Genomic DNA, 21,943 nt, shown 5'->3' on the forward strand with positions numbered 1-21,943 from the left:
ATACGTAAAACGGCAGTAGATGCCATTGCTGTGGTTCAGTCTGATGCGCTGCTGCCGGCCGATGCCGCGCCGGGCTGGGTACGCAGTAGATCGACCACCGCCTGGGCCAAGGGGGCCGCCGACGCGTAGTTCTGGCCCGTCATCACGCGCCCGTCGATCTCTAGGTAGGGCGCTTCGCTGTCGATCGCACGGAAGGTTCCGCCGCGCTCCTGCACGGTTTTGCCGATCAGGAACGGGAACTGCTTGAAGTAGCTTGCGGTCTGGTCTTCGTGCTCCTCGGGGAAGCCGGTGATGCGCTTGCCCGCCAGCAGACTCTGGCCGCTGGAAAGGCGCAGATTCACGATCCCCGCCGTGCCGTGGCAGACCGCCGATATCACCCCTGTGTTGCGTTCGTAGACGTGCGTGGCGATGTCCTGCAGTCGGCGATCCTCGGCTACGCCATACATGGCGTTGCTGCCACCGACGTAGTACACGGCGCGATATCGTCCGGGGTCGACCTGGTCCGGGCTCATGGTATTGCGCAGGCCGCTCATGACGCGGCTGTCCTGCAGGCGGGGCGCCATGTCCTGGCTGACATAGGTATCCAGGATCGGCACCGCGCCGCCATCGGGCGAGACAAAGTCCACCGGGTGGCCAGCTGCCTGGAAGGTGTCCCAGGCGTTGACCACCTCGCCAAAGCTGACACTGGCTGGCAGGGTGGACTCGCCATGGACCTTGCTGCTGGCCACGACGAACAGGATGCGGCCGGGCTGGCCGTCGGCCGCTGTTGTCGAGCTGGCGTAGGTCGGGTTTGAGGTGCTGGTTGCTGTGGCTGTGCTGCTGCTCAGCCCTGGCTCGATCTTGGGTAGCGGGCTGGCATGGGCGCTGCCGACGCCGCTGGACAAGGCCAGCAGCACCATCAACAGGGCGGGGATCAAACGGGAGATGGACATCGATGCTGGCTCGTGAGGCGGAGCCAGCAGACTAGGTGATCCCTTTCAGATCAATGTCTTGAGGTGTAATTCAGGAGTGTTGGAATCGATTCCCGGAGTTGCTGCTGGCTGCGCGGAATGCCGCGGGGGTAATCCCTTCGAGCTTTTTGAACGCGCTGTGGAAGGTGGACATTGATTGGAAGCCGGCCTCCTCGGCCACCCGTTCCAGAGGCTTGGCTGGCAGCTGCTGCAGCAATGCCTTGGCCTCCACCACCCGCAGCTGCGCCAAATAGCTTTTGAAGGAGGTCTGTTTGTTGTCGTTGAGCAGCTGTGACAAGCGCGTCTGCGGAATGCCGAGGCGGCGGGCGAGGCGGGGCAGGGTCAATGCCGGATCCAGATGCAGCCGCTCACGGTCCATCAGGTCTTCCAGTGCCTGCAGCTGCGGGGTTGCCTCGGCGTCGGAGATGCGTCGGTCCTGGTAGGGCTCGATCGGTGCCTGGCCAGCACGCAGGCGCAGATACACCAGCACACTTGCCGTCAGCACAAAGGTGAAAGACAGCGCCCCGACGATATAGGAGGTGTAACCGGAGGTGAAATAGGCTAGCCAGATCAGCCAGACACCAATCACTGCTCCCAGCAGCAACCGGCCTGAAGGCGTGCCCATGAGCGTGCTGCGATGCCGCAGCAACTGCGCGCTCGCAAGCAGCAGATAGCCAAGCCAGACATACTGGATGGCCGGGGTGATGGTCCACCGCCACAGGTCGACATGACCGGAGTAGGGCAGCAATACATTCACCAGCAGGGTGATCGCCAGCACGCCGGCGATGTGCCAGCGGTCGATGTGGCTGAGCCCGCCGCTGTTGGCTTGGCAGGAGCGCAGCAGGAAGAACAGGCAGGGGCCGATCAGGAAGCAGGCGGTCAGGCCAAGCTGCAGGACGATCCTTGGGATGTCCGGCCAGAAATGGAAGGCCACCGATTTCCCGGTGCGCACCCCTACCATCAGGATCAGCAGGGCCAACCAGCGCTGGCTTGGCTCGCCCCTGGCGCGCCACCACAGCACCGATGCGGCGATCAGGCCGTTGAAGGCACCGAGCATGGCGAAGAAGAACAGGAAGTGTTGGCTCAGCATCAGCGGAGTATTGGGAAAAACCTGATGCAGTCAAGCAAGGGCTGTATGGCCGCCGGCCTCAGCTGACCTGGGACAGGATGACCCCCACTGCGGCGCACCAGCACACCAGTACGAACCAGGTCAGTACCGCGTTGGCAGATAGCCCGCGATGCCGCACCACCACGCTGACCACCAAGGCCGCCAGCAGCGGAACGAGGAGCAAGCTGAGGACCCAGAACCACGGATGTTCTTTCATGAGCGCTCTCTTGCATGGGGAAGGCGGGAGGCGAGCCGTGGTCATTGCCGGGCAGCTCAACGTAGATCATCAGCGCGGCGCAGGCGTCCACAACCAGATTGACTGGCCGAGTTTCAAGCTTGCGCTGCGCAGGCAAGATGCGTTGCCTGCGCAGCGTTGTGGGCTTGGTTGTTGTCCCTTGGTTCTGCCCAGGTCCGCAGGGCAGGCTTTACCGTCAGGACTTTGGCATCAAAGACTCTACAACCCGGTCTATGGTGAAGCTTGCGGATTTCGCCCTGGGCGGAAATTCCTTGAAGCTCTCCAACCACTTCATCAGCAAGGGCGGTGCGGAGTAGAGCAGGAAATTCTGCTCGACAAACCAGTCGTTGTATTTGAAGCTCTCCTCGCCGCGTTCGAACGGGTCCGAACGCAGATCGAAGAATTTCGGAATGCGCATGGGCCGTAGATGGGTGCGCCAGACTTCAATTCCCGTCTCGGTCTGCTCCAGAAACACCACCTTGTAGCGGCCCATGCGAACGGCCATGCATTCGCCATCGTCGCTCCAGTAGATGAATGCCTGGCGCGGCGATTCGGCGTCTTTACCGCGCAGGAACGGCAACAGGTTCTCGCCGTCCATATGCACCTTGAACGTCTGTGCGCCTAGCTTGTGCCCCTTCCTCAGGTTCTTGACCAGATCGCCATCACCGTTGGCAGCGGCAAATGTGGGAATGAAGTCCTGCAGGGAGGCAATGTCGTTGATGACGCGCCCCGGTTCGATGACGCCCGGCCACTTCCACACGCAGGGAATGCGCCAGCCACCCTCCCAGTTGGTATCTTTCTCGCCTCGGAAAGGCGTCGCACCACCGTCCGGCCAGGACAGCACCTCGGCACCATTGTCGGTGGTGAACACCACCATGGTGTTCTCGGTGATGCCCAGGTCGTCGAGCTTATTCAGCAACTCACCCACATAGCCGTCGAGTTCAACCATGCCGTCCGGGTATAGCCCCAATCCGGTCCTGCCTTTGGAGGCGGGCTTGAGATGGGTGAACACATGCATGCGGGTCGGGTTGAAGTAACAGAACCAAGGCTTTTTGTCCTTGTTGTTGCGGTCGATGAAATCCAGCGCGGCGCCAAGGAATTCCTCGTCCACGGTTTCCATGCGCTTGCGGGTGAGCGGGCCGGTATTCTCTATGACCTGTTTGCCGACCTTGCCGAACTGCGCATCGACGGTGGCGTCGTCCTTGTCGCTTGCCTTGCACTTGAGCACGCCGCGCGGACCGAAGCGTTTGCGGAACGCCGGATCCTTCGGGTAGTTCTCGTACTCGGGCTCTTCTTCGGCATTGAGGTGGTAGAGGTTGCCAAAGAATTCGTCAAACCCATGCACCGTTGGCAGGTGTTCGTTGCGGTCGCCGAGATGGTTCTTGCCGAACTGGCCTGTCGCATAGCCATAGCTTTTCAACACATTGGCAACGGTGGGGTCTTCGCCGCCCAGCCCCAGCGTGGCCCCGGGCATGCCGACCTTGGTCAGGCCGGTGCGGATCGGCGACTGGCCGGTGATGAAAGCTGCACGGCCGGCGGTGCAGCTCTGCTGGCCGTAGAAATCGGTAAACTTGGCGCCTTCCCTGGCGATGCGATCAATGTTCGGGGTGCGGTACCCCATGATTCCGTCGTTGTAGCAGCTTGCATTGAACCAGCCGATGTCGTCGGCCATGATGAACAGAATGTTCGGTTTCTTCGCGTCCATAGCAGGGCTCCGGGTTATCCGATACAAGCCTACAAGTCGGGCGGGCGGCGGGAATCGGAAAAAAAACCGGGTAACCAGCAGTAAAACTACCTGTCGCAATCGCGCAGGGCATAACGGTCGTAGAGCGTCATCTGCCCATCGGCCGCAGCAGCGAGCCAAAGGTGAGGTACCACGAGGCCTGGCCGTTGTCGTTGTAACCGTAGGCAAGAAACATCGGCCCCAACGGCGTATCCACCCCGGCAAACAGGCTGCCAGCCAAGACCAGGTTGTCCGCATCCACCGCGGCCCGGGTCAGCCACACATTGCCTGTTTCCAGGCTTGCGCCCAGGTACAAGGGCAATGAGAACAGCCGCGTCGTATCTCCGGTACGGCGATACACCACCGCCTTCAGCAGCGCGGCCTGGTTGCCGAACAAGGCGTGTTCGTCGTAGCCGGACAGGTTCAGGAAGCCGCCAAGAAAGCTCTGTGCGCGGAAGAAGTGGTCATCGTCCAGCGCGCTGCTCAGCTGTGCACCCAGCAATAGATGGTAGCGGCCCCAGGCGTGCGCCCAGTCGCCGCTCAGGCGCAGCACATCGCCCTCCACATCCGCGCCCAGTTGCTGCCGGTACATCTCGTAGTCGGCATTGAAGCGCCACCCGCGGGTCGGGAAGTTGATGCTGTCCAGCGAGTCCCAGGTGGCGTTGACGACAACGGCAGCGAAGTCCTGCTTGTCGCGGTTGAAATCCAGCGGACTGCCGACCAGCTCGTCGCTGCTGTCGCGTCCGCGCACGATGCCGGTGCTGATGGCGAAGGTTGGCCTAGGGCTATAGCCCATGCTCATGCCGAGGCTGCGTCGTTTGATCCGGTATTCGGCTATCTGCTGGTCGGAGGCCCATAGCGGCAAGGTTTCGGCCTCGGCCTGCAGGCTCGGCTGCAGGTAGAACCTGCCATCGCCCACAGGCTGGTGGAACTCCGTGTACAGACCGCTGATATGACCGGCATGCAGCACGGTCAGCCATTCAGCACCCCAGTGGTTGATGTCGGCGACGGTCAGCTCGCTGGAAATCATGTAGCTGTTGCGGCCGGCGAAGTTGTCGTTGAGCTGGAATCCAAACTTTCCGAAAACCGACCAAGGCCGTTCGGTAGCTACGATCTGCAGCCCGCGTTCGCCATCGCGTTCCACCAGCCGGTAGTCGAGCTGCTGGAAGCGATTGGCACTGTAGGCGACGCCCAATTCCTGCTGCAGGCGATCCACCTCCAACGGCCTTCCTACCTCGGCCTGCAGGGTACGTTGTACACGTGCACTGGCCGCGCTGGAGTTGACCGGCAGCACATCCAGAAAGCTCACCAGCCCGGGGTCGAACGCAGGCCTGTGTTGTTGCTGGCGAAAGGCCGCGTAGCGGGCTTCGTCCACGGCATGCTGGCGCAGCTGTGGCAAGGCTGCTTCGGCTGCGGCCACGCCTGCGGCGATCGCCTCCTTGCCGCGGTCGAACTGCGCCGCGCTCAGGTCACCAAGCTCTGGACGGATCAGTACGTCATTGCTGCCAAGCGTTGCAAGCTGGCGCTGGGTCTTCTCCATCATCAGCGCGCCGATCATCTGGTCCATGATCGCCACCGGGTTGGTCAGTGCTGCCTCTGGATGCAGTGGCGAGCCCACGTCGACCACGATCAGCTGACCTGCGCCCATGTCGCGTACTACATCGATCGGCACGTTGTCGACCATGCCGCCATCGACCAGCAGGTGCCCATCCACCCGCAAGGGGGCGAAGGCGCCCGGAACCGACATGCTGGAGCGGATTGCCAATGCCAGGTCGCCCTGCTGCAGCACCACCCGCTGGCCGCTGCCGATATCGGCAGCCACCGCGCGGAACGGAATTGGCAGTTTGCTGAAATCATCCACATCCCAGCTGGACAGCGTCAGTCGTCGCAGCAACAGCAGCAGCTTCTGCCCCTGCACCAGGCCACCGGGCATCACCACCTTGCCGTCGCGCAGGCCAAGCTCAAGGTTCAACAGGTAACGAAAGTCGGCATCCTTGCGGCGCATCGGCCGATCGATGCGAGGCGCGTCGTCCACGAACAGATCGGCCCAGTCCAGGGTCTCGATCAGGCGCTGCAGTTCGTCGGTGGTGTAGCCGCTGGCGTATAGCCCGCCAACAATCGCACCCATGCTGGTGCCAGCTATCTGGCAGACGGGAATGCGCTCGCGTTCCATCACCTGCAGCACACCGATATGTGCCGCACCGCGCGCGCCGCCACCGCCCAGCACCAGGCCAACGCAAGGCGTGGCTTGCGCCTGCTGCGGTACCGGGGCATCCACATCGGTAGCATCCGCTTGCTGCGCCCTTGCCGGGTTGCATAGCAGCAACACAATCAGCACGCCGAGCACGGATTGCCAGCAGCGCATCATCACCGTGAGCTTGTCAGCCGGCAGGCGAAGCGCGCGATGCGTATGCAGGGGTTGGAGCATGAGTGGGTCCCGCGCGCGCCGTTGACTCGGGATGACGGCCAGGTGGCCATTGTGCGAGGCAGGGGCAACGCAGGCTCCGGTAAATCTACTGGGCCGTGCTAGGTAGATTCGCTGGTGGAGGAATCAGCGCGTGCAGGTCGCCGCACCGGAAACACGATCGACAACAAGGTGCCGCTGTCGCCGGCAGCTTGCAGATGCGAGCTTCCGCCGAGCAGGCGCGCGCGTTCCTCGATGCTGATCATGCCAAGGCCACGGTGCATATCCACATGGGCCTGGTCAATGCCGATGCCATCATCCTCGATCTCAAGCAGACCCTGGCCACCGGCAAACTGCAGGCGCACCCAGGCATTGCGTGCATGCGCGTGCTGGTTGACGTTGTGGATTGCCTCCTGGGTGATGCGAAAGAGATTGAGCTTCTGCTGCTCATCGAGGATCTGTTCGTCATTGATGTCGCAATGCACGCGGTTACTGGCATGCCTGCAGGAGCCGCTGCACAGGCTGCGCAGCGCACTGGACAGGCTGGTGTAGCGCAACAGGCTTGGATGCAGGTCATGCGAAAGACGGCGCACGTCGCTGGATACCTCCAGCACCTGCTCCTGCAGCTGCTCCATCTGCTCACGTGCCAGCGCAGGTGCGGCACGCTTCAGCGAACTGAGCTGGATGGAGATCGCCGCCAGCGACTGGTTGATGTCGTCATGCAGGTCGCGCGCGATACGGGTGCGCTCCTCCTCCTGCACCCTGAGCATCTGCGCGGTCATGTCCGCCAGCCGCGTGCTTGCTGCCTGCAAGGAGTTGCGTGCGCTCTGACGCTGCTCCACCAGCACGCTGAGCAGTAGCAGCGTGATGCCATCGCCAAACGCCCATAGCTGCACCGCGAGCGTGGTCCGTTCGCCGTCCCCGGATGCCAAGGGTCCCCAACCATGGATGCTGATGGCCATGCACAACACGGTGGAGCACGACAACGCCAGGAAGGCCCCGGCCGGTCCCAATACCAGCAGCAGCCAGGCCAGCAACAGGGTGGAGGCCAGCATCAACAGGGGCTCGGCCATCGGCGAGGCCCAGGGCAGCATCCACGCGGTCCACAACAGAAGCAGCAGCATCAGCGCCAGGAAAGCGTGCAACCTGGACAGGGAGCGGTGGTTGCGAGTGCGTCGATGCATGCGCACCAGGGCGATGAAGGTCGGCACGATCAGCAGGTACGGCAAGGCGTTGGCCAGCAGCAGGTTATGCCACGCGCCCGCGAAGTCCGGCAGCGGAGTGCTGCGCAGCACCAGCAGCGTCCAGCCGGTGCTGCTCAGTGGCAGTGCCAGCACCGCAATCACCCAGAAAGTGGCGACCTGTGGAAAGTCCACGTTCACCGTATCCAGCAGGCCGAATTGGCGGATCAACAAGGTCGCGGCCGTCACCAGCAGCAACAGGCCGAGAATCAGCGCGGTGGCCTCGGTTGCGGTAGCGCCCCGCAGCGCGAGTATTCCGACGCAACCCAACAAGGCGCCACCGAAGCAGGCGGCCCATTCGACATAGGGGCGCCATAGCAAGGTGCACATCAGTGCGGCGCCGGGTAGCCACAGCGCGTGGCCCCCACGTGGCGAAATCCACGGCTCCACGGATACCAGCTGGGCGGCTGCGGCAACGGCAGCCATTCCCGCGAACCGAGTGGTGGCGCGGTGTGACTCCATCTGTGACAACTGCACGAAAATGCTACGCACACCCATGCAAGCAGCTCCATCTTCACACGGCGCCACCGCTGCATCGCACAAGCTAACCCGCCGTTTGGAAGGCCGGTTACCTCGCGAACGGCGATGGGAGCACGGATCCCGCCCCCGTTTCACCGGCTGTTGTAAGGCGCAATGGATCCAAACCGCTATCCACTTTCCGACAGGTGAGCGATGGACACCACGTTTCTTTCGGCCCATGGCATGCATTACGGCTGCCTGGACATAGACGGATTCGATCCGGAGGCGCTGCTTGGGGTGGTCAAGGACGCGCGCTTCGAGCAGCGTTTGCTGGGGCCGGGCTACTTCAGGGCTCGGGCGCAGCGCTTGGTATTTCCGGGTTTCAGCCTGGACCGCGGCACCTATACACAGCCGGTGCTGGCCAAGGGCATGTTTGCCCCGGACATGATGGGCCTGGCGCTGGCCAGCCATTGCGGTGAGCCCATGTGGCTCAACGGCCAGCGGGTCAGGGAAGGGCAGTTGATGGTATTTTCCGAAGACCGCGAGGTCGCGGTGAGATCGGTTTCCCCGCTGTGGCAATGGGTGGTACTGCGCATTCCGCGCAGCAGCTTGCAGGCAGCGGTTTTTGCCCGGTTGCAGCGCGAACTACCGTTGCCGCAGCATGGTTGGCGGCTGTGTCCGCGTACCGCCGATGACAACCTGAAGTTGAAGATGTGCGTGCAGTTCGTGCTGCAGCAGGCTGCGCGCTGGAGCCCAGCTACCTCGATGGCCGAAGCAAGCATGCTCGGCGAGCTGCTGCTGGATGCCTTCGTCGATGCCTTGGAAGGCGCGGCAGGCAGCCACGAGAGCAGCCGCCATTTGGGTAGGCTTGAGCAGCGCGAGCGCTTCTTGCAGCGGGCGGAAGCGTTTCTGTGCAGCCAGGACGCCCTGCAGTACAGCAGCCGTGCGCTGGGCTGCGCGCTGTCGATGAGCGAGCGCCAGCTCGAGCGGGTGTTCCACGATGTGTATGGGATGACGCCAAAGCGCTGGCATCAGGTAGCGCGGCTGAATCAGGCGCGGCAATTGCTGCTGGATGAGCCGCGCGCATGTGTAACCGAGGTTGCATTGCGCGCGGGATTCTCGCACCTGGGCCGTTTCGCCAGCGAGTACAGGCAACTATTCGGTGAGCGGCCGAGCGACACCCATATTTCCGTCAACAAAGCAAAAATGTCGCATTGACTACACGCTGCGTTAACAGCAGGCGGCCTAGATAGAGGGGCTTGGGTGCTCTATGCGGTGTTCTTTGCTTCCCGCTTTCCGCTGCCTGGTGGAGGTGCACGAATGGAAACATGCGCAGTGCAAGGTGCCCGCTCGTGTTTGCGGGTGCTGGTTGCCGATGATCACGCGATGGTGGGCGAGGGGGTCGTGCGCCTGTTGCGGGATCGATTTGATGAGGTGCAACTGGTGCTTTCCGGCGAGCAATTGCTGCAGGCGGCGCGCGCCGGCGGCATCGACATCATTGTCACCGACATCAGCATGGAGGACATGACAGGGATCGACGCCATGCGCATGCTGCGGGCCGAGGGCATCACAACGCCCTTCGTTTTCCTGTCCATGCATCACAGCTGCGCCATCGTAAGCGAGGCGCTGCGCGCCGGCGCCGGTGGCTATGTACTCAAGTCCGCAGCAGGAGACGAACTGCTGCATGCAATTGATGAGGTGCTGGCGGGGCGGGTGTATCTGGCCTCGGGGCTGGCGGCGATGGCCTTGACCTCCAGTGGGCGCGGCGAACGTTACACGCTCACCGACAAACAGCGGCGCATCCTCGACTGGGTAGCGCAGGGCCTGCGCTCCAAGCAGATTGCCTATGAGCTTGGGGTGTCAGTACGCACGGTTGAGTCGCACAAGTACGCAATCATGCAGCTGATGGGCGTGCACGGAACCCTGGAGCTGGTGCGCCGGGCGCATCAACTCGGCTTGATAAAGGCGTTCCGCGACGATCTGCAGCAGCTGGCTTGAGCGAAGCAAGTAATTTTACTTGCGCAGCGCGGGTTTTTTTCCTGTGGCGACAAGCCGGGGCGCAGCCCAACATCGTACCGACGACGGTTGCGTCGGTGATGACAATGAAGTCCATACGGGTACTGCTGGCAGAAGACAGCATGGCGGTGGCCCGGCCGCTGCAGATGTTGCTTGCCGTGGAGTTCGAGGTGGTTGGCTGGGTCGAAGACGGGTACTCGCTGCTGTCGATGGCGCGCGAGCTGAAGCCGGATGTCGTTGTGACCGATATCACCATGCCCGGCCTGGACGGGCTGGCAGCGGCAGAGCTGCTGCTGGTCGAAGGGGTGATCAAGCATGTCGTGTTCATCACCATGCATGACGATCCGGCACTGGTGCAGCGGGCGATGTGCCATCGCCGCTGCGGCTATGTACTGAAGGCCGATGCCGGCGAGGAGCTGCTGCTGGGCGTGCGCGAGGTGCTCGCCGGAAGGTCGTTCATGTCGGCATCAATCGTCAAGCGCATGCGCATTGGCCAGGCTTGATCTGCGCTGCTTGGCTGTTCAGCGAGACTCAGAAAAGTATCGAGGCCAGCTTGCTTACAAGGCTGTCCACCGACATGGCGAAGAACACCAGGGGCAGCAGCGGTACTGCTGCACTGAACAGCATCCACAGCACATTGCCGCGGCAGATGGGGACCAGCGACATCCGCGCCAGGCTGGCGTAGACGCTGGCGAAGTCGGCCAGGGCCGATGGCTGCGGGCTGTCCAGCAGGCTGGGCGCATCCTCGTCCGGTTGGCCGCGTTTCCAGTACAGATCGAAGCTGCGGATGGCGCGGTGGCCAAGTGCGCTGTACTTGAGCAGGGCATGGCGCTTGGCACGTATCAATGCCGGCGAAAGCAGGGCTAGCGGTGCAAGCAGCAGTATCGCCGAGCCAACAATATAGGCCGCCAGCAGATAGTGCACATTGCCCAGGGTCTGGCCGGCATAGACGAAGTGATTGATGCAGCTGCCCGAGAGCACGATGCCGCCGGCCAGCGACAGTGCCGAGAAACGTTGTTGTGCGAAGCCGAGAAAGCCGATCCCGCCTGCACCGTCCGGGTGCGGCGGACGCAGGTCAAGGTCAAGCCGGGTCAAGCGCCACAGCAGCACGGTCCAGATCAGGAAGCGCCATATCCACATCAGGCCGACCAGCCGAAACAGTGGCAGTGATACCCACCAGGCCCACCACGCCGCAGCCGATGCGCTGCCATCGGCGTGGGCGTGCCAGCCGCTGATGTGAGTCAGCTCGGTTACCACCGGTGGGCTCAGCAAAGCCGGCGCCAGCGCCACCAGCAGACACAGCCACTCCGGGATATGCGAGTCGCGAAGGGCGCGGGCGCGCGCCACCAGCGTGTCGAAGGCAGCATGCTGATTGGCGGGGACCAAACCGGCACGGTTGAGCTGGCGGACCGCGCTGCGCAGTAGACAGTCGGCTGGCGCTGCAGCCAGCACCAGCAAGGGCAGGGCCAAGGCAAAGCGTGCGTAGAACGAGGTGTCGGCGAGCAACGGCATGGTCACCCGGCCCGGTAGCAGGCTGCCTTCCCACGCACAGGCCAGTAGCAAGGGCAGGCATGCCAACGTGACCAATACTCCGGCTATCAGCGGCGGCAAGGCCAGACGGCTGCGTAGCAGGCCAAGCCAGTGCATGGCCCGGTAGACCAGGCCGCCACGCATCAGCGACAAGTCGTCGGATGTCATCGTATGCGAGCTCCTCGCCACCGTCTGGCATGGAGAACAAGCTTAGTGATCGGCCGATGCCAAGCCTGCAGTAAAAATACTGGGCCGCCGTCAGTAGTAATCGTGATTGTGCGTGCCAGTCGTCGCGACCATGCTGCGCACTCAGTCGAAGGAGTGCGGCACGTGGATGGCTTCCTGGAGTATCTGCATCGGTTCGCCAGCGATCTGTTCGGAAGAACCGATGGGCCGATGACGTTCCGCTTTTTCCTGCAGCCAACCATGGCCTTCATTGCTGCCCTGCATGACGGCATCAAGGATGCCAAGCTCGGGCGCTCGCCGTATATGGCAGGGCTGATGTCCTCCTCGCATGACGAGCGCATCCGATCCTTCCGCGAGGGCGTCACTGCGGTCACGCGGGTGTTGTTGCTGGGCGTGGTGATGGATGTCTTCTACCAGTTCAAGGTATATGGCGGCTTCAAGTATCCGCTGGAGACCTTCGTCATTGCGGTGGCCTTGGCGTTCATTCCCTATCTGCTGCTGCGTGGGCCGGTTGCACGCGTGGCCAAGTGGTGGAGAACACGCAAGGCCGGCGGACGCGACTCATGAAGCACCATAAGAAGGCAGCGCCACAGCTGCAGCAGCATGCACGGCCGCACCGCAACGTGCCGCAGCCGGTGCCGCCGGTTCCGGAGGTGGACACGGCGAACAGTGACCAGGCATCGGTTGCCTATTCGGCGTACCGCACCGGCCTGTCCAATCACCGCACCGGTCTGTCCGAGCACCGTACCGATCTGTCCGAATATCGCACCGATCTTTCGGATGATCGTACCGAGATGTCGATGCGGCGTACCGGCATGTCGTTCCAGCGTACGCGTATGAGTGCTGATCGCACGCTGATGTCGATCATGCGTACGGCACTGTCGCTGATCAGCTTTGGTTTCACCATCTTCCAGGTGTTCAACAAACTGCTGCACGAACCGGCGGTACGCCTGGCCTCCGATGCGCCGCGCAATTTCGGCGTGGCGATGGTCGGGCTCGGCATCCTGGCGTTGACGCTGGGCATCGTCTATCACCTGAATTTCATGAAGGCCCTGCGTATCGAGCGGAACAGCATGGTGCAGCAGGGTCTGTTGCATGGGGAAAGCCCCTATCCGGTTTCCGCAACCCTGATAACCGCAGGTCTGCTCTGGCTGCTCGGCTTGTTCGCCATCGTCAGCATGGTCTTCAACGTCGCGCCATTTGCCTGAGCGGACGTTCAGCAGGGCAGGCAGCCGTCTTGCCGGTACCTGCGCAGACGCCTTGATCAAGTACATGTCGAACGCAGGCAACGACAACAGCATCGGTTCAATCGCAGCAGACCGCAGGGAGAGCTTAGATGTGCCAAGCGAATGAAGTTCCCGTCTCGATACCCGGTGGTGTGTTCGTCATGGGCTCGGATGATCACTACCCGGAGGAGCGGCCCGCGCACAAGGTGCGGGTTGGGCCATTCCGTATCGATCCCGGCCCGGTGACCAACTATCAGTTCCGGCAGTTCGTCGAGGCCACCGGTCATGTCACATTGGCCGAGCGGCCAGCCAGGGCCGAGGACTATCCCGGCGCGGATCCAGCGATGCTGGTGCCATCGTCGGTGGTATTCGTGCCGCCGCCAGGGCCGGTGGATCATTCCAACCACTATCAATGGTGGCACTACATCGCCGGCGCGGACTGGCGCCACCCGCGCGGGCCCGGTAGCTCCATCGACAATCTGGACCTGCATCCGGTGGTCCACGTGGCGCATGAAGATGCTGCTGCCTATGCCGCCTGGGCGGGCAAGCACCTGCCCAGCGAGGCCGAGTGGGAGTTTGCTGCGCGCGGCGGCCAGGTTGAAGGTGAGTTCGCGTGGGGGGATGAGCTGGTGCCGGCAGGGCGCCACATGGCCAATACCTTCCAGGGCGAGTTCCCGTGGCGCAATGACAAGGACGACGGCTATGAGTGGACGTCGCCGGTCGGTGCGTTTCCCGCCAACGGCTATGGTTTGCTGGACATGATAGGCAACGTCTGGGAGTGGACCGATGACTGGTACGCCGCCCACCATGACGTACAGGGCAAACCGTGCTGCGCTGTCGACAACCCGCGTGGAGGGCCGTGCGAGAACAGCCACGACCCTGGAAATCCCATTGTGGTGCCGCGGCGCGTCACCAAAGGCGGCTCGCATCTGTGTGCGCCCAGTTACTGTCGGCGTTACCGGCCGGCAGCACGCATGGCGCAGTGCATCGATACGGCAACCTCGCATCTGGGGTTCCGCTGCGTGGTGCGTGGGTAGGCGGCCATGCAGCTGTTTGCCTTGCCAGTAGTGCAATGCGGGGAACGGACATGATCCGGCAATGGCTGCTGCTGATGTCCGAGCCGGCAGTGGACATCATTGATCTGATGGCGACCTTGATCATCTGCTTCGCCACGGTGGTTGCGTTCATCCGGGTTGTGCAGCAGGTGTTCAAGCCGGATACGCACGAAAGGGCACGGCAGATCTGGCTGGACTATGGACGCTGGCTGGTTGCCGGCTTGACCTTCCAACTGGCCGCCGACGTGATCGAGTCGTCAATCGTGCCGAGCTGGGAAGCGATCGCGCAGCTGGGTGCGGTGGCGCTCATCCGTACCTTCCTCAACTACTTCCTGGAACGCGACATCACCGAGATAAAGGCACGGCAGCGGCCACGGCCGCCGTTGGAAACAGGCCAGGGCGCGTAGCTACCGGGTCAGACAGATGAGCAACCTTTCCGATGGTCGCCATGCGGCGTCGGGTCACGTAATCGGAGCATCAGCATGAACACGAAAATACGATTGCGCCACGCGGCGATGGCGCTACTGTTGTTGGCCCTGCTGCCCTTGGTCGCACAGGCAGCCGAACAGGCAGCCAGCGCGCCAAGCACGCAGAGCCCAGCCGTTGATCCCCAGGCGATTGCCGCGCTGGAACAGATGGGCGCGGCGCTGCGCGCCTTGAAGCAGTTCACGCTCGCTTCGGATGCCAGCACCGAAGTGGTGCTCGACAGTGGCCAGAAGATCGAACTGGACAGCCAGCTGAAGTACCAGGTAAAGCCGCCGCGACAGCTGTTCGTGGACATGGAGAGCGACCGAACCCATCGCCAGCTGTTCTACAACGGCAATACGATGACGCTGTACTCGCCGCGTCTGAAGTACTACGCCAGCGTCGACGGCATGGACGCGACATTGAGCGAACTGGCCGCAAAGCTGTGGACCGAGTACGGCATTGATCTGCCATTGGCCGATCTATTCCAATGGGGCAGTGCCAACGCGCCGCGCAACACGCTCACCTCGGCGATGCATGTCGGCAGCGGCAGCGTCGATGGCACGGCGGTCGAGCAGTACGCCTTCCGCCAACCGGACGTGGATTGGCAGCTGTGGATCGGGCAGGGCGATCACCTGCCGCGCAGGATCGTCATCATCAGCCACGATGATCCGGCGTTGCCAGCGTATACGGCACGATTGAAATGGGATGTGCGCGCGGTCATCGAACCTGCGGCCTTCACCTTCACCCCGCCGCCGGACGCTGCACGGATCGGCATCCTGGTGGTCGATGCGGTTGCCATGCAGCCGCAGGAGAAATGAACATGCACACTTTCATACAGCCGCGCTTGCGGCGTCCAGCGCTGGGCGTGTTGCTGGTGCTCGCGATGGGCATGGCAGCTGAGCTGCAGGCGGCCAGGCCGGGAGGCGGGCCCGGCGGCCACGGTGGCGGTGCGCGTGCATCCGCGCGTACCAGCATCAACAGGCCAGCGGCCAGCCCGGCACACAACCGGCAGGGCAATGTTCCGGCCGTTCGCCGTGACATCAACCGTGGCGGCAATACAAACGCCAATGCCAACATCAATCGCAACCGCAATGTGAATCGCGACATCAACCGCAACGTCAACGTCGATGTGGACGTACATGACGACCACCACGATCACTGGAACGATTGGGATGACCATCCATTCGCAACAGCGGCGGCGGTGACAGCCGGTGTTGCGGTCTCCTCGGCAGTGATCGGCTCGATAGTCAGTTCACTGCAACCCGGCTGCGTGACCACCGTCATCAATGGCATCGCCTACCAGCAATGTGGCAGCACCTGGTACCAACCGCAGTACTACGGAACCAACGTGCAGTACATCGTCGTCAATCCTCCGCGCTGATCGCATTCCGTACGTCTGCCACCGCAGGCCGCGGCCACCCCCGACTGGAGAACTGCAATGAAGACCTTCGCCATGGCACTGGCCAGCTTGACGCTTGCCGCGTGCACCTCAACACCTACGGTCAAGACCGACCAGGCCAGTAATGCCAACTTTTCCTCCTACCATTCCTATTATTGGGCGCAGAAACCATCCGGTGTTGCGCCGTTGGTGCAGCAGAGGATCGTCGACGGTATTGACGCACGGCTGCGGGCCAAGGGCTGGACACAAGGCCAGAGCAGCGGCGATGTCGCCCTGGCCGCCCATGTGGCCACCTCGCAGAAGCAGACCCTGGATACCTTCTACTCCGGCACCGGCATGGGCGGTTGGGGCTGGCGCGGCGGCTGGGCTGGCGGCGGTGGCGTGGGCTCGGCGACGACGACCGTGCACACCTACGATGTGGGAACGCTGGTGCTGGACATGTTCGACGCACGCACCCAGCAGGCGATCTGGCGGGGCACGGCCAGCGGCACGGTGCCGAGTTCGCCGGAGAAGGTCAACGAAGCCGTCGAGGCGGGCTTGAACAAGATGTTCGCCGAGTTCCCGGCGGGTTCGGCCACCCCTTGATCCACAACGCGTTTGTATTGGCGTGGGCCCGGCCCTCTCCCACTGGCTTATGGCCGGTTCCGGGCCCGCGCCGTTTTTAGCTCCCGGCATCGGGACGTCCGCATCGGGGTGGCATATGCGCAGCGCATGGCTTGGTGGAAGAACAGCGGCAGCTTGGCTACTGATCGCTGTCGCAGCAATTGGCAATGCAGGCGCTGCCTTTGGCCAACAGCCGCCGGTAGCGGTGACAGCCACGACCGACAGCGTCGACGCACGGCCATTCCCGCGCAGCTACGCTGCTGACGGCATCAACTTCAAGCTGCACCAGCCGCAGTTGCTGTCCTGGCAGGATGAGACGCTGCGTGGTCGCATGGTCATGTCGGTCGATACCGGCAGTCACCCCGGCACTGATGGCAAACCGCAGCCCAGCGCCGATTACGGAACCCTCGACTTCAGCGCGCATACCCAGGTGGACAAGCAGGCCCGCGCCACCGTGCTGTCGAAGATCGAGATCAGCAATGCCAATTTTCCGACCGCCACCGATCGCCAGTCAGCGTATCTTGCTGCCGCGCGCAAGCAGTTGTTGGCGACGCCGACCTTGACCGTGTCGCTGGATCAGCTGGAAGCGGCGCTTGCCATTGCCGGCGCCAGCGCGCCGGCCCCGTCGTTGGCGGTACGCAACGACCCGCCCGAGATCATCTTCAGCACCGTGCCTGCGGTTCTGATCCTGATTGATGGCAAGCCTGTGTTGAAAGCCAGCGGCGAGACCGACGTGCAGCGGGTGATCAATACCCGCTCATTGCTGTTGCAGCGGGCAGGGCGCTACTACCTGGCGTTGGGCGGGCATTGGGCCAGCGCCGCCACCCTCAGCGGGCCGTGGAGCCCGCAAGCGAGCGTGGATGCCGCGCTGGTGCAAGCTGGCAAGGCGGCTGTGGACAGCCGCCAGGTAGACGCCATGGCCGAGCCGCCGACAGCACTGAAAAGCATGCTCGATGCAGGGCAATGGCCGGATGTCCATGTGCGTAGTGGCGCTGCTGAACTGATAGCGGTGCAGGGCGAACCTCAGTTCGCCGCCATCGCCGGCACCCAGCTGAGCTATGTCACCAATACCGGCGCGGACGTCTTCGTCGACGCGGCGGCCGGGCATCGTTGGTATGTATTAGTGTCGGGACGTTGGTTCAGTGCGCCGAGCAGCCGTGGCCCCTGGTTGTATGTCCCGTCGCGACAGTTGCCGGCCGGCTTTGCCAGGATTCCGCCCGACCATCCCAAGAGCGGCGTGCTGGCATCCATTGCAGGTACGCCTGAAGCGCGCGAAGCGCTGATCGCCAACAGCATTCCGCAGACCGCCAGCGTACAGCGCGGCAGCGTCAATCTGGACGTGGTCTACGACGGTGTGCCCAGCTTTGCACCGGTCGAAGGCACCCGGCTGCAGTACGCGCGCAACACCGCGACGCCGGTGCTGCGGGTGGATGCCGATCACTTCTATGCAGTCGACAAGGGCATCTGGTTCAGCGCCAGCGCCGCGACCGGCCCGTGGACGGTGGCGACGTCGGTGCCGGCGGTTATCTACAGCATTCCCACGCGCTCGCCATTGCACTACGTGACCTATGTGCGCATCTATTCGCACGACAATGATGAGGTGCATGTCGGTTACACACCCGGCTACTACGGCACCGTGGTGGCAGACAACGTGGTGGTGTACGGCACGGCCTATCCCTGCAGGCCATGGGTAGGCAACTACTGGTATGGCTGCCCGTTGACCTATGGCATGGGTGTCTACTTCGGCTGGAACCCGTGGGTCGGTTGGACATTCGGCTGGGGCTGGGGCTGGTTTGACGGCTGGTATGGCCCCTATAGCCCGTGGTGGGGGCCTTGGTACGGACCTGCCACCGCCTGGGGTTGGTGGGGTGGTGGTGCTGCCGCCTGGAACGTCTACGGTCACTGGGGCAATGCAGCGGTTCGCGGTACCGCTGCGGCTTGGGCTGACCCATGGACCGGCAACGTCGGCCGGGGCGCACGCGGCGGTTTCTACAACGAGGCGAGCGGCGGCCGTGGTGCCGGCCGCGCAGGTATCAAGACCAATGCCTATACCGGTACCACTACCGCCGCAGCGCAGGGCATCCGCTACAACCCGCAGACCGGACGAGTGGTGGCCGGCGGTGGCGCGGCGGCCGTGAATCCCTATACCGACCGTGCCGCTGCCGGTGGCGCACGCACGGTGGTCAACGAGCGCAGCGGGCGGGTGACGCAAGCGGCTGGTGGCGTTGTGGCGGGGCCACATGGGGCCGTCGCTGGCGGCGCCTTCGATAGCCAAACCCAAGCCGGTGGCGAAGCCAGGGGTGCCGGCGCTTTCCACTACAACGCCGATACCGGCACGCTGCAACACGGCGGTGTGGTGGACGTCAACGACAACCTCTATGCCGGTCACGATGGACATGTCTATCACTACGATGACGGCAGCTGGAGCCAGGTCACCCGGCCCGATACGTCGAAGAACCTGGGCGGGCAGACCCGGCAGTCACTGGACCGTGACCGAGCTGCACGCGAACGTGGCGACGAGCGTATCAGCGCCCGCCAGCCTACCCAGGTCAACATGCCACGCGGTGCGGGTGGCAATGCCCGTCCGGTCGGCGGCTTTCGACCGGCGCTGGGCGGTGGACGCCTGCATGGCGGCGGTTTCCGGCACTGATGGCTGCCCTTAGCGCCACGCCGCAACGGCTGCTGGCTGCGCTTTTATTCGGCGGCGGCTGCGCTACGGCGGCCGCTGCCGAGCAGCCGCCGCCCCGCGTTGCACTGCCTGGTACCACGGATGCGGCGCAAGCGGCGGACAAACCAGGACTGTGGCAGCTGATGCATGATCCGCAGGACGGCAAGATAGATGCTTCGCGATGGCTGCTTGAACGCAAAGGGGGCTTCCTGCCCGTGCCGGTGATCATCACCGACCCGGCGGTGGGAAACGGCGGCGGTGCTGCGTTGATATTCTTCCGGCCCAATGCCCAGCCTGCCGCGGTACCCGGCAGCACCGACAAGCCGGCCATGGTGGCGCCCGATATCTATGGGGTCATGGCCATGCGCACGTCCAACGGCACCGAAGCTGCTGGCGTTGGCGCGATGCTGCACTTCGACGAGGATCGTTGGCGCTACCGCGGCGGTGTCGGCAAGGCGTCGGTGAATCTGGACTTCCACAGCCCCGGCAACCGGCTGCTGCCGCCTCGCCAGATCAGCTACACGACCGAGGGAATTGCCTCGTTCCAGCAGGTGTTCCGCCGGCTTGGCAGGCGCGATCTGTATGTGGGTCTGGCCTGGATCTACATGGACATGGATCTGTCCTTCAAGACCGACAGCGACCGCGATTTCTTCACTGACCGGGAGCTGGCTAGCAAGAGCTCCGGGCTGGGCCTGTCGCTGGAGTATGACAACCGCGACAACCCGTTCACGCCATCGCGGGGCTGGCTGGCGATGGTGGAGGGCAATGCCTACGCCAAGGCGCTGGGCAGCGACAACGACTTCCAGAGTTATCGCGCGCATGCCTATGGCTATCTGCCGTTGAGTGCCAGCACCGTGCTCGGCTTGCGCGCCGATGCGCGCTGGGTCAATGGCGAGGTGCCGTTCTACCGCCTGCCGTACATCGATATGCGTGGGATTGGCTCGGCCCGCTACCAGGACAGTCGCGCGGCGACCGTGGAGACGGAACTGCGCTGGAACCTGAGTCCGCGTTGGGCCCTGGTCGGATTCGTGGGGGCAGGCCGCACCTGGGGCCGCCACAACAGCTTCGACGATGGCAGCAGCAGGGTCAGCAAGGGCACCGGCTTCCGCTACCTGCTGGTGCGCCAGCTCGGCATGTATGCCGGCATCGACTATGCGTGGGGGCCAGAGGACGAAACCTTTTACATCCAGATGGGCAGTGCCTGGCATTGAGCGGCAGCAGAGGGGATTGCCGGTGAACGCGATGATCGGCAGTTGGCGGGCATTGCAGCTGCAGGAAAGCGGTGGGGGCGGGCATGCAAACGGATGCGGATACAGGTTTCCCGGCAGGTAAATTTACTGCCCGTGATCGGGTAAAAACGCGCTGGCGGCAGGCTGCACGCACTGCGATAAATCGCTTGATGCCGATCCGGGAGCGACCATGAAGACCTGCTTTCCTGCATTGATGGCGGCAGTGCTGATGCCGGCGCTGGCCTTGGCGCAGGCGCCGGCCACACACTCGGCCGATGAGCTTGCACAGAAACTGGCCGACCCGGGTGCGGCGCTGGTCTCGGTACCGTTCCAGTACAACTACCTCGGTGACGTTGGCAATGGTCAGCACAACCAGCAATTGAAGATCCAACCGGTCATTCCGTTCGTTGGTGAGCACGGCAAGTTCCTGCTGCGGCCGATCCTGCCCTATCAGTGGAACGAGTTCCCACAGCATCAGCAAGGCCTGGGGGATCTGTTCGTGCAGGGCTATTACATACCCACCAAACCCGGCGAGCACAGCCCGACCGAGCTGGGGTTCGGCTTCGCCGCGATGCTGGATACCGCCAACCATGACAGCCTTGGCACCGGCAAGTACTCGGTGGGGCCGGCTTTCGTGCTGGTGCATAAACGTGGCAAATGGACCATGGGCGGGCTGCTCAATCACGTCTGGACGATAGGCGGACATGACGCCCGCGAGGATGTGAGCAATACCGCCATGCAGCCCTTTCTGTCGCGTTCACTCAGCAACGGCTGGTCGTTCACGCTGTCATCGGAGTCCTCCTATAACTGGGAGGCAGGCAGCGGTGAGCACTGGACCGTGCCACTGGGCGGTGCGGTTGCCAAGGTGCTGCGCTTTGGCAAGCAGCCGGTCAGCATCGGTGGAGGCTATTACTACAACGTCGAGCGACCGAGCCTGGCCAACCGCTGGACGGCGCGTGTGACCATCACCCTGGTGTTTCCCGAGTAATCCGCCAAAGAGGTTCGTCATGCAACCCAATCCCTGCCGTTGGCTGTTGGCCCTGGCCTGCGCACTGGCGATGCTGGCGCAGGTTGCCGGTGCAGAGCCGTCCAATAAATGGCGGATCGCGGTCAATCACACCGCCGATGTCGCCGGTGAGATCGAGCTTTCGCTGACCCCCGAGGGCGCTGAAGCAACCCGGCTGGTGGTGCCGATCCCGGCCGGCACGCACGAGAATCACGCAGCGCATCTCATCCGCGATGCGTTCCGCAGCCAGTACGGGCGTTCGTTGTACAAGGCCGAGATGGATGACGGTGAGGATGTGCTAATCAAGGTCCGTGGACAAAACCCGGACATCGATCTGGTGCTGGTGCGCAATACCGCCGAAGGCCTGAAGTTGCATCTGAGTCGCGAATGAAGTGCGACTACAAGGTCTTCTACGGCACCGGCGTCACTCCGGGTTG

At 63.3% G+C, this 21,943-nt stretch carries 21 protein-coding genes; 14 read left to right on the forward strand and 7 right to left on the reverse strand.

The features are described from left to right. Window positions 1–35: 35 nt before the first annotated feature. The 6 genes from ABB27_RS09050 to ABB27_RS09070 form a co-directional block, all read right to left on the reverse strand. A complete protein-coding gene (locus tag ABB27_RS09050; protein ID WP_057628371.1) occupies window positions 36–932 on the reverse strand; it encodes a type 1 glutamine amidotransferase domain-containing protein in 897 nt (298 codons plus the stop codon). A 70-nt stretch (window positions 933–1,002) separates the two neighbouring features. Further along, window positions 1,003–2,040, reverse strand: a complete 1,038-nt coding sequence (locus ABB27_RS09055; RefSeq protein WP_057628372.1) for an AraC family transcriptional regulator — start codon at window positions 2,038–2,040, stop codon at window positions 1,003–1,005. Between the two features lie 58 nt (window positions 2,041–2,098). After that, the gene (locus ABB27_RS19930) at window positions 2,099–2,275 is read right to left on the reverse strand and encodes a hypothetical protein (protein ID WP_161809633.1); all 177 of its coding nucleotides are present in this window, start codon (window positions 2,273–2,275) and stop codon (window positions 2,099–2,101) included. Between the two features lie 214 nt (window positions 2,276–2,489). After that, window positions 2,490–3,998 (reverse strand): arylsulfatase, encoded by a 1,509-nt coding sequence (locus ABB27_RS09060; RefSeq protein ID WP_057628373.1) that lies wholly within the window; start codon window positions 3,996–3,998, stop codon window positions 2,490–2,492. Window positions 3,999–4,125: 127 nt separating this feature from the next. Then, window positions 4,126–6,444, reverse strand: coding sequence for a patatin-like phospholipase family protein (locus ABB27_RS09065; RefSeq protein WP_057628374.1), 2,319 nt, complete (start codon window positions 6,442–6,444; stop codon window positions 4,126–4,128). A 98-nt stretch (window positions 6,445–6,542) separates the two neighbouring features. Further along, entirely contained in the window at window positions 6,543–8,159 is a 1,617-nt protein-coding gene (locus ABB27_RS09070; protein WP_161809634.1) for a sensor histidine kinase, read from the reverse strand. Between the two features lie 174 nt (window positions 8,160–8,333). Between ABB27_RS09070 and ABB27_RS20430 the strand changes: the two genes are divergently transcribed. The 3 genes from ABB27_RS20430 (at window position 8,334) to ABB27_RS09085 (ending at window position 10,639) form a co-directional block, all read left to right on the forward strand. Next, window positions 8,334–9,338 (forward strand): helix-turn-helix domain-containing protein, encoded by a 1,005-nt coding sequence (locus ABB27_RS20430; RefSeq protein WP_057628376.1) that lies wholly within the window; start codon window positions 8,334–8,336, stop codon window positions 9,336–9,338. 45 nt (window positions 9,339–9,383) lie between these two features. Further along, window positions 9,384–10,118, forward strand: coding sequence for a response regulator transcription factor (locus tag ABB27_RS09080; RefSeq protein WP_244479187.1), 735 nt, complete (start codon window positions 9,384–9,386; stop codon window positions 10,116–10,118). Between the two features lie 98 nt (window positions 10,119–10,216). Continuing rightward, a complete protein-coding gene (locus ABB27_RS09085) occupies window positions 10,217–10,639 on the forward strand; it encodes a response regulator (RefSeq protein WP_083491221.1) in 423 nt (140 codons plus the stop codon). Between the two features lie 28 nt (window positions 10,640–10,667). Here ABB27_RS09085 and ABB27_RS09090 read toward each other — a convergent pair whose 3' ends face one another. Further along, entirely contained in the window at window positions 10,668–11,834 is a 1,167-nt protein-coding gene (locus ABB27_RS09090; protein WP_057628379.1) for a hypothetical protein, read from the reverse strand. Between the two features lie 162 nt (window positions 11,835–11,996). On the opposite strand from ABB27_RS09090, the gene ABB27_RS09095 reads away from it, so the two are divergent. From ABB27_RS09095 to ABB27_RS09145, 11 genes are all read left to right on the forward strand, one after another. Next, window positions 11,997–12,419, forward strand: coding sequence for a hypothetical protein (locus ABB27_RS09095; RefSeq protein WP_083491222.1), 423 nt, complete (start codon window positions 11,997–11,999; stop codon window positions 12,417–12,419). Beyond that, window positions 12,416–13,060, forward strand: coding sequence for a YidH family protein (locus tag ABB27_RS20330; RefSeq protein WP_057628380.1), 645 nt, complete (start codon window positions 12,416–12,418; stop codon window positions 13,058–13,060). Before ABB27_RS09095 ends, ABB27_RS20330 begins: the two co-directional genes overlap by 4 nt. A gap of 128 nt (window positions 13,061–13,188) precedes the next feature. Further along, a complete protein-coding gene (locus tag ABB27_RS09105) occupies window positions 13,189–14,115 on the forward strand; it encodes a formylglycine-generating enzyme family protein (protein WP_057628381.1) in 927 nt (308 codons plus the stop codon). 50 nt (window positions 14,116–14,165) lie between these two features. Further along, entirely contained in the window at window positions 14,166–14,540 is a 375-nt protein-coding gene (locus ABB27_RS09110; RefSeq protein ID WP_057628382.1) for a DUF1622 domain-containing protein, read from the forward strand. 75 nt (window positions 14,541–14,615) lie between these two features. Then, window positions 14,616–15,419, forward strand: coding sequence for a DUF2092 domain-containing protein (locus ABB27_RS09115; RefSeq protein ID WP_083491223.1), 804 nt, complete (start codon window positions 14,616–14,618; stop codon window positions 15,417–15,419). Between the two features lie 2 nt (window positions 15,420–15,421). After that, window positions 15,422–15,982 (forward strand): hypothetical protein, encoded by a 561-nt coding sequence (locus ABB27_RS20335; protein WP_057628409.1) that lies wholly within the window; start codon window positions 15,422–15,424, stop codon window positions 15,980–15,982. A gap of 57 nt (window positions 15,983–16,039) precedes the next feature. Next, on the forward strand, window positions 16,040–16,585 hold the full coding sequence (locus ABB27_RS09125; RefSeq protein ID WP_057628384.1) for a DUF4136 domain-containing protein: 546 nt from the start codon (window positions 16,040–16,042) through the stop codon (window positions 16,583–16,585). A gap of 223 nt (window positions 16,586–16,808) precedes the next feature. Beyond that, window positions 16,809–19,253, forward strand: coding sequence for a hypothetical protein (locus ABB27_RS09130; RefSeq protein WP_152984506.1), 2,445 nt, complete (start codon window positions 16,809–16,811; stop codon window positions 19,251–19,253). A 161-nt stretch (window positions 19,254–19,414) separates the two neighbouring features. Further along, entirely contained in the window at window positions 19,415–20,482 is a 1,068-nt protein-coding gene (locus tag ABB27_RS09135; protein ID WP_083491226.1) for a BamA/TamA family outer membrane protein, read from the forward strand. A 208-nt stretch (window positions 20,483–20,690) separates the two neighbouring features. Then, window positions 20,691–21,488 carry a transporter gene (locus tag ABB27_RS20340; protein ID WP_152984507.1) on the forward strand — a complete coding sequence of 266 codons (798 nt, stop codon included), beginning with the start codon at window positions 20,691–20,693 and terminating at the stop codon, window positions 21,486–21,488. Window positions 21,489–21,507: 19 nt separating this feature from the next. Then, the gene (locus tag ABB27_RS09145) at window positions 21,508–21,897 is read left to right on the forward strand and encodes a hypothetical protein (RefSeq protein WP_057628387.1); all 390 of its coding nucleotides are present in this window, start codon (window positions 21,508–21,510) and stop codon (window positions 21,895–21,897) included. The last annotated feature ends 46 nt before the right edge of the window (window positions 21,898–21,943 follow it).

It is taken from the genome of Stenotrophomonas terrae (assembly GCF_001431465.1).
Lineage (GTDB): Bacteria > Pseudomonadota > Gammaproteobacteria > Xanthomonadales > Xanthomonadaceae > Stenotrophomonas > Stenotrophomonas terrae.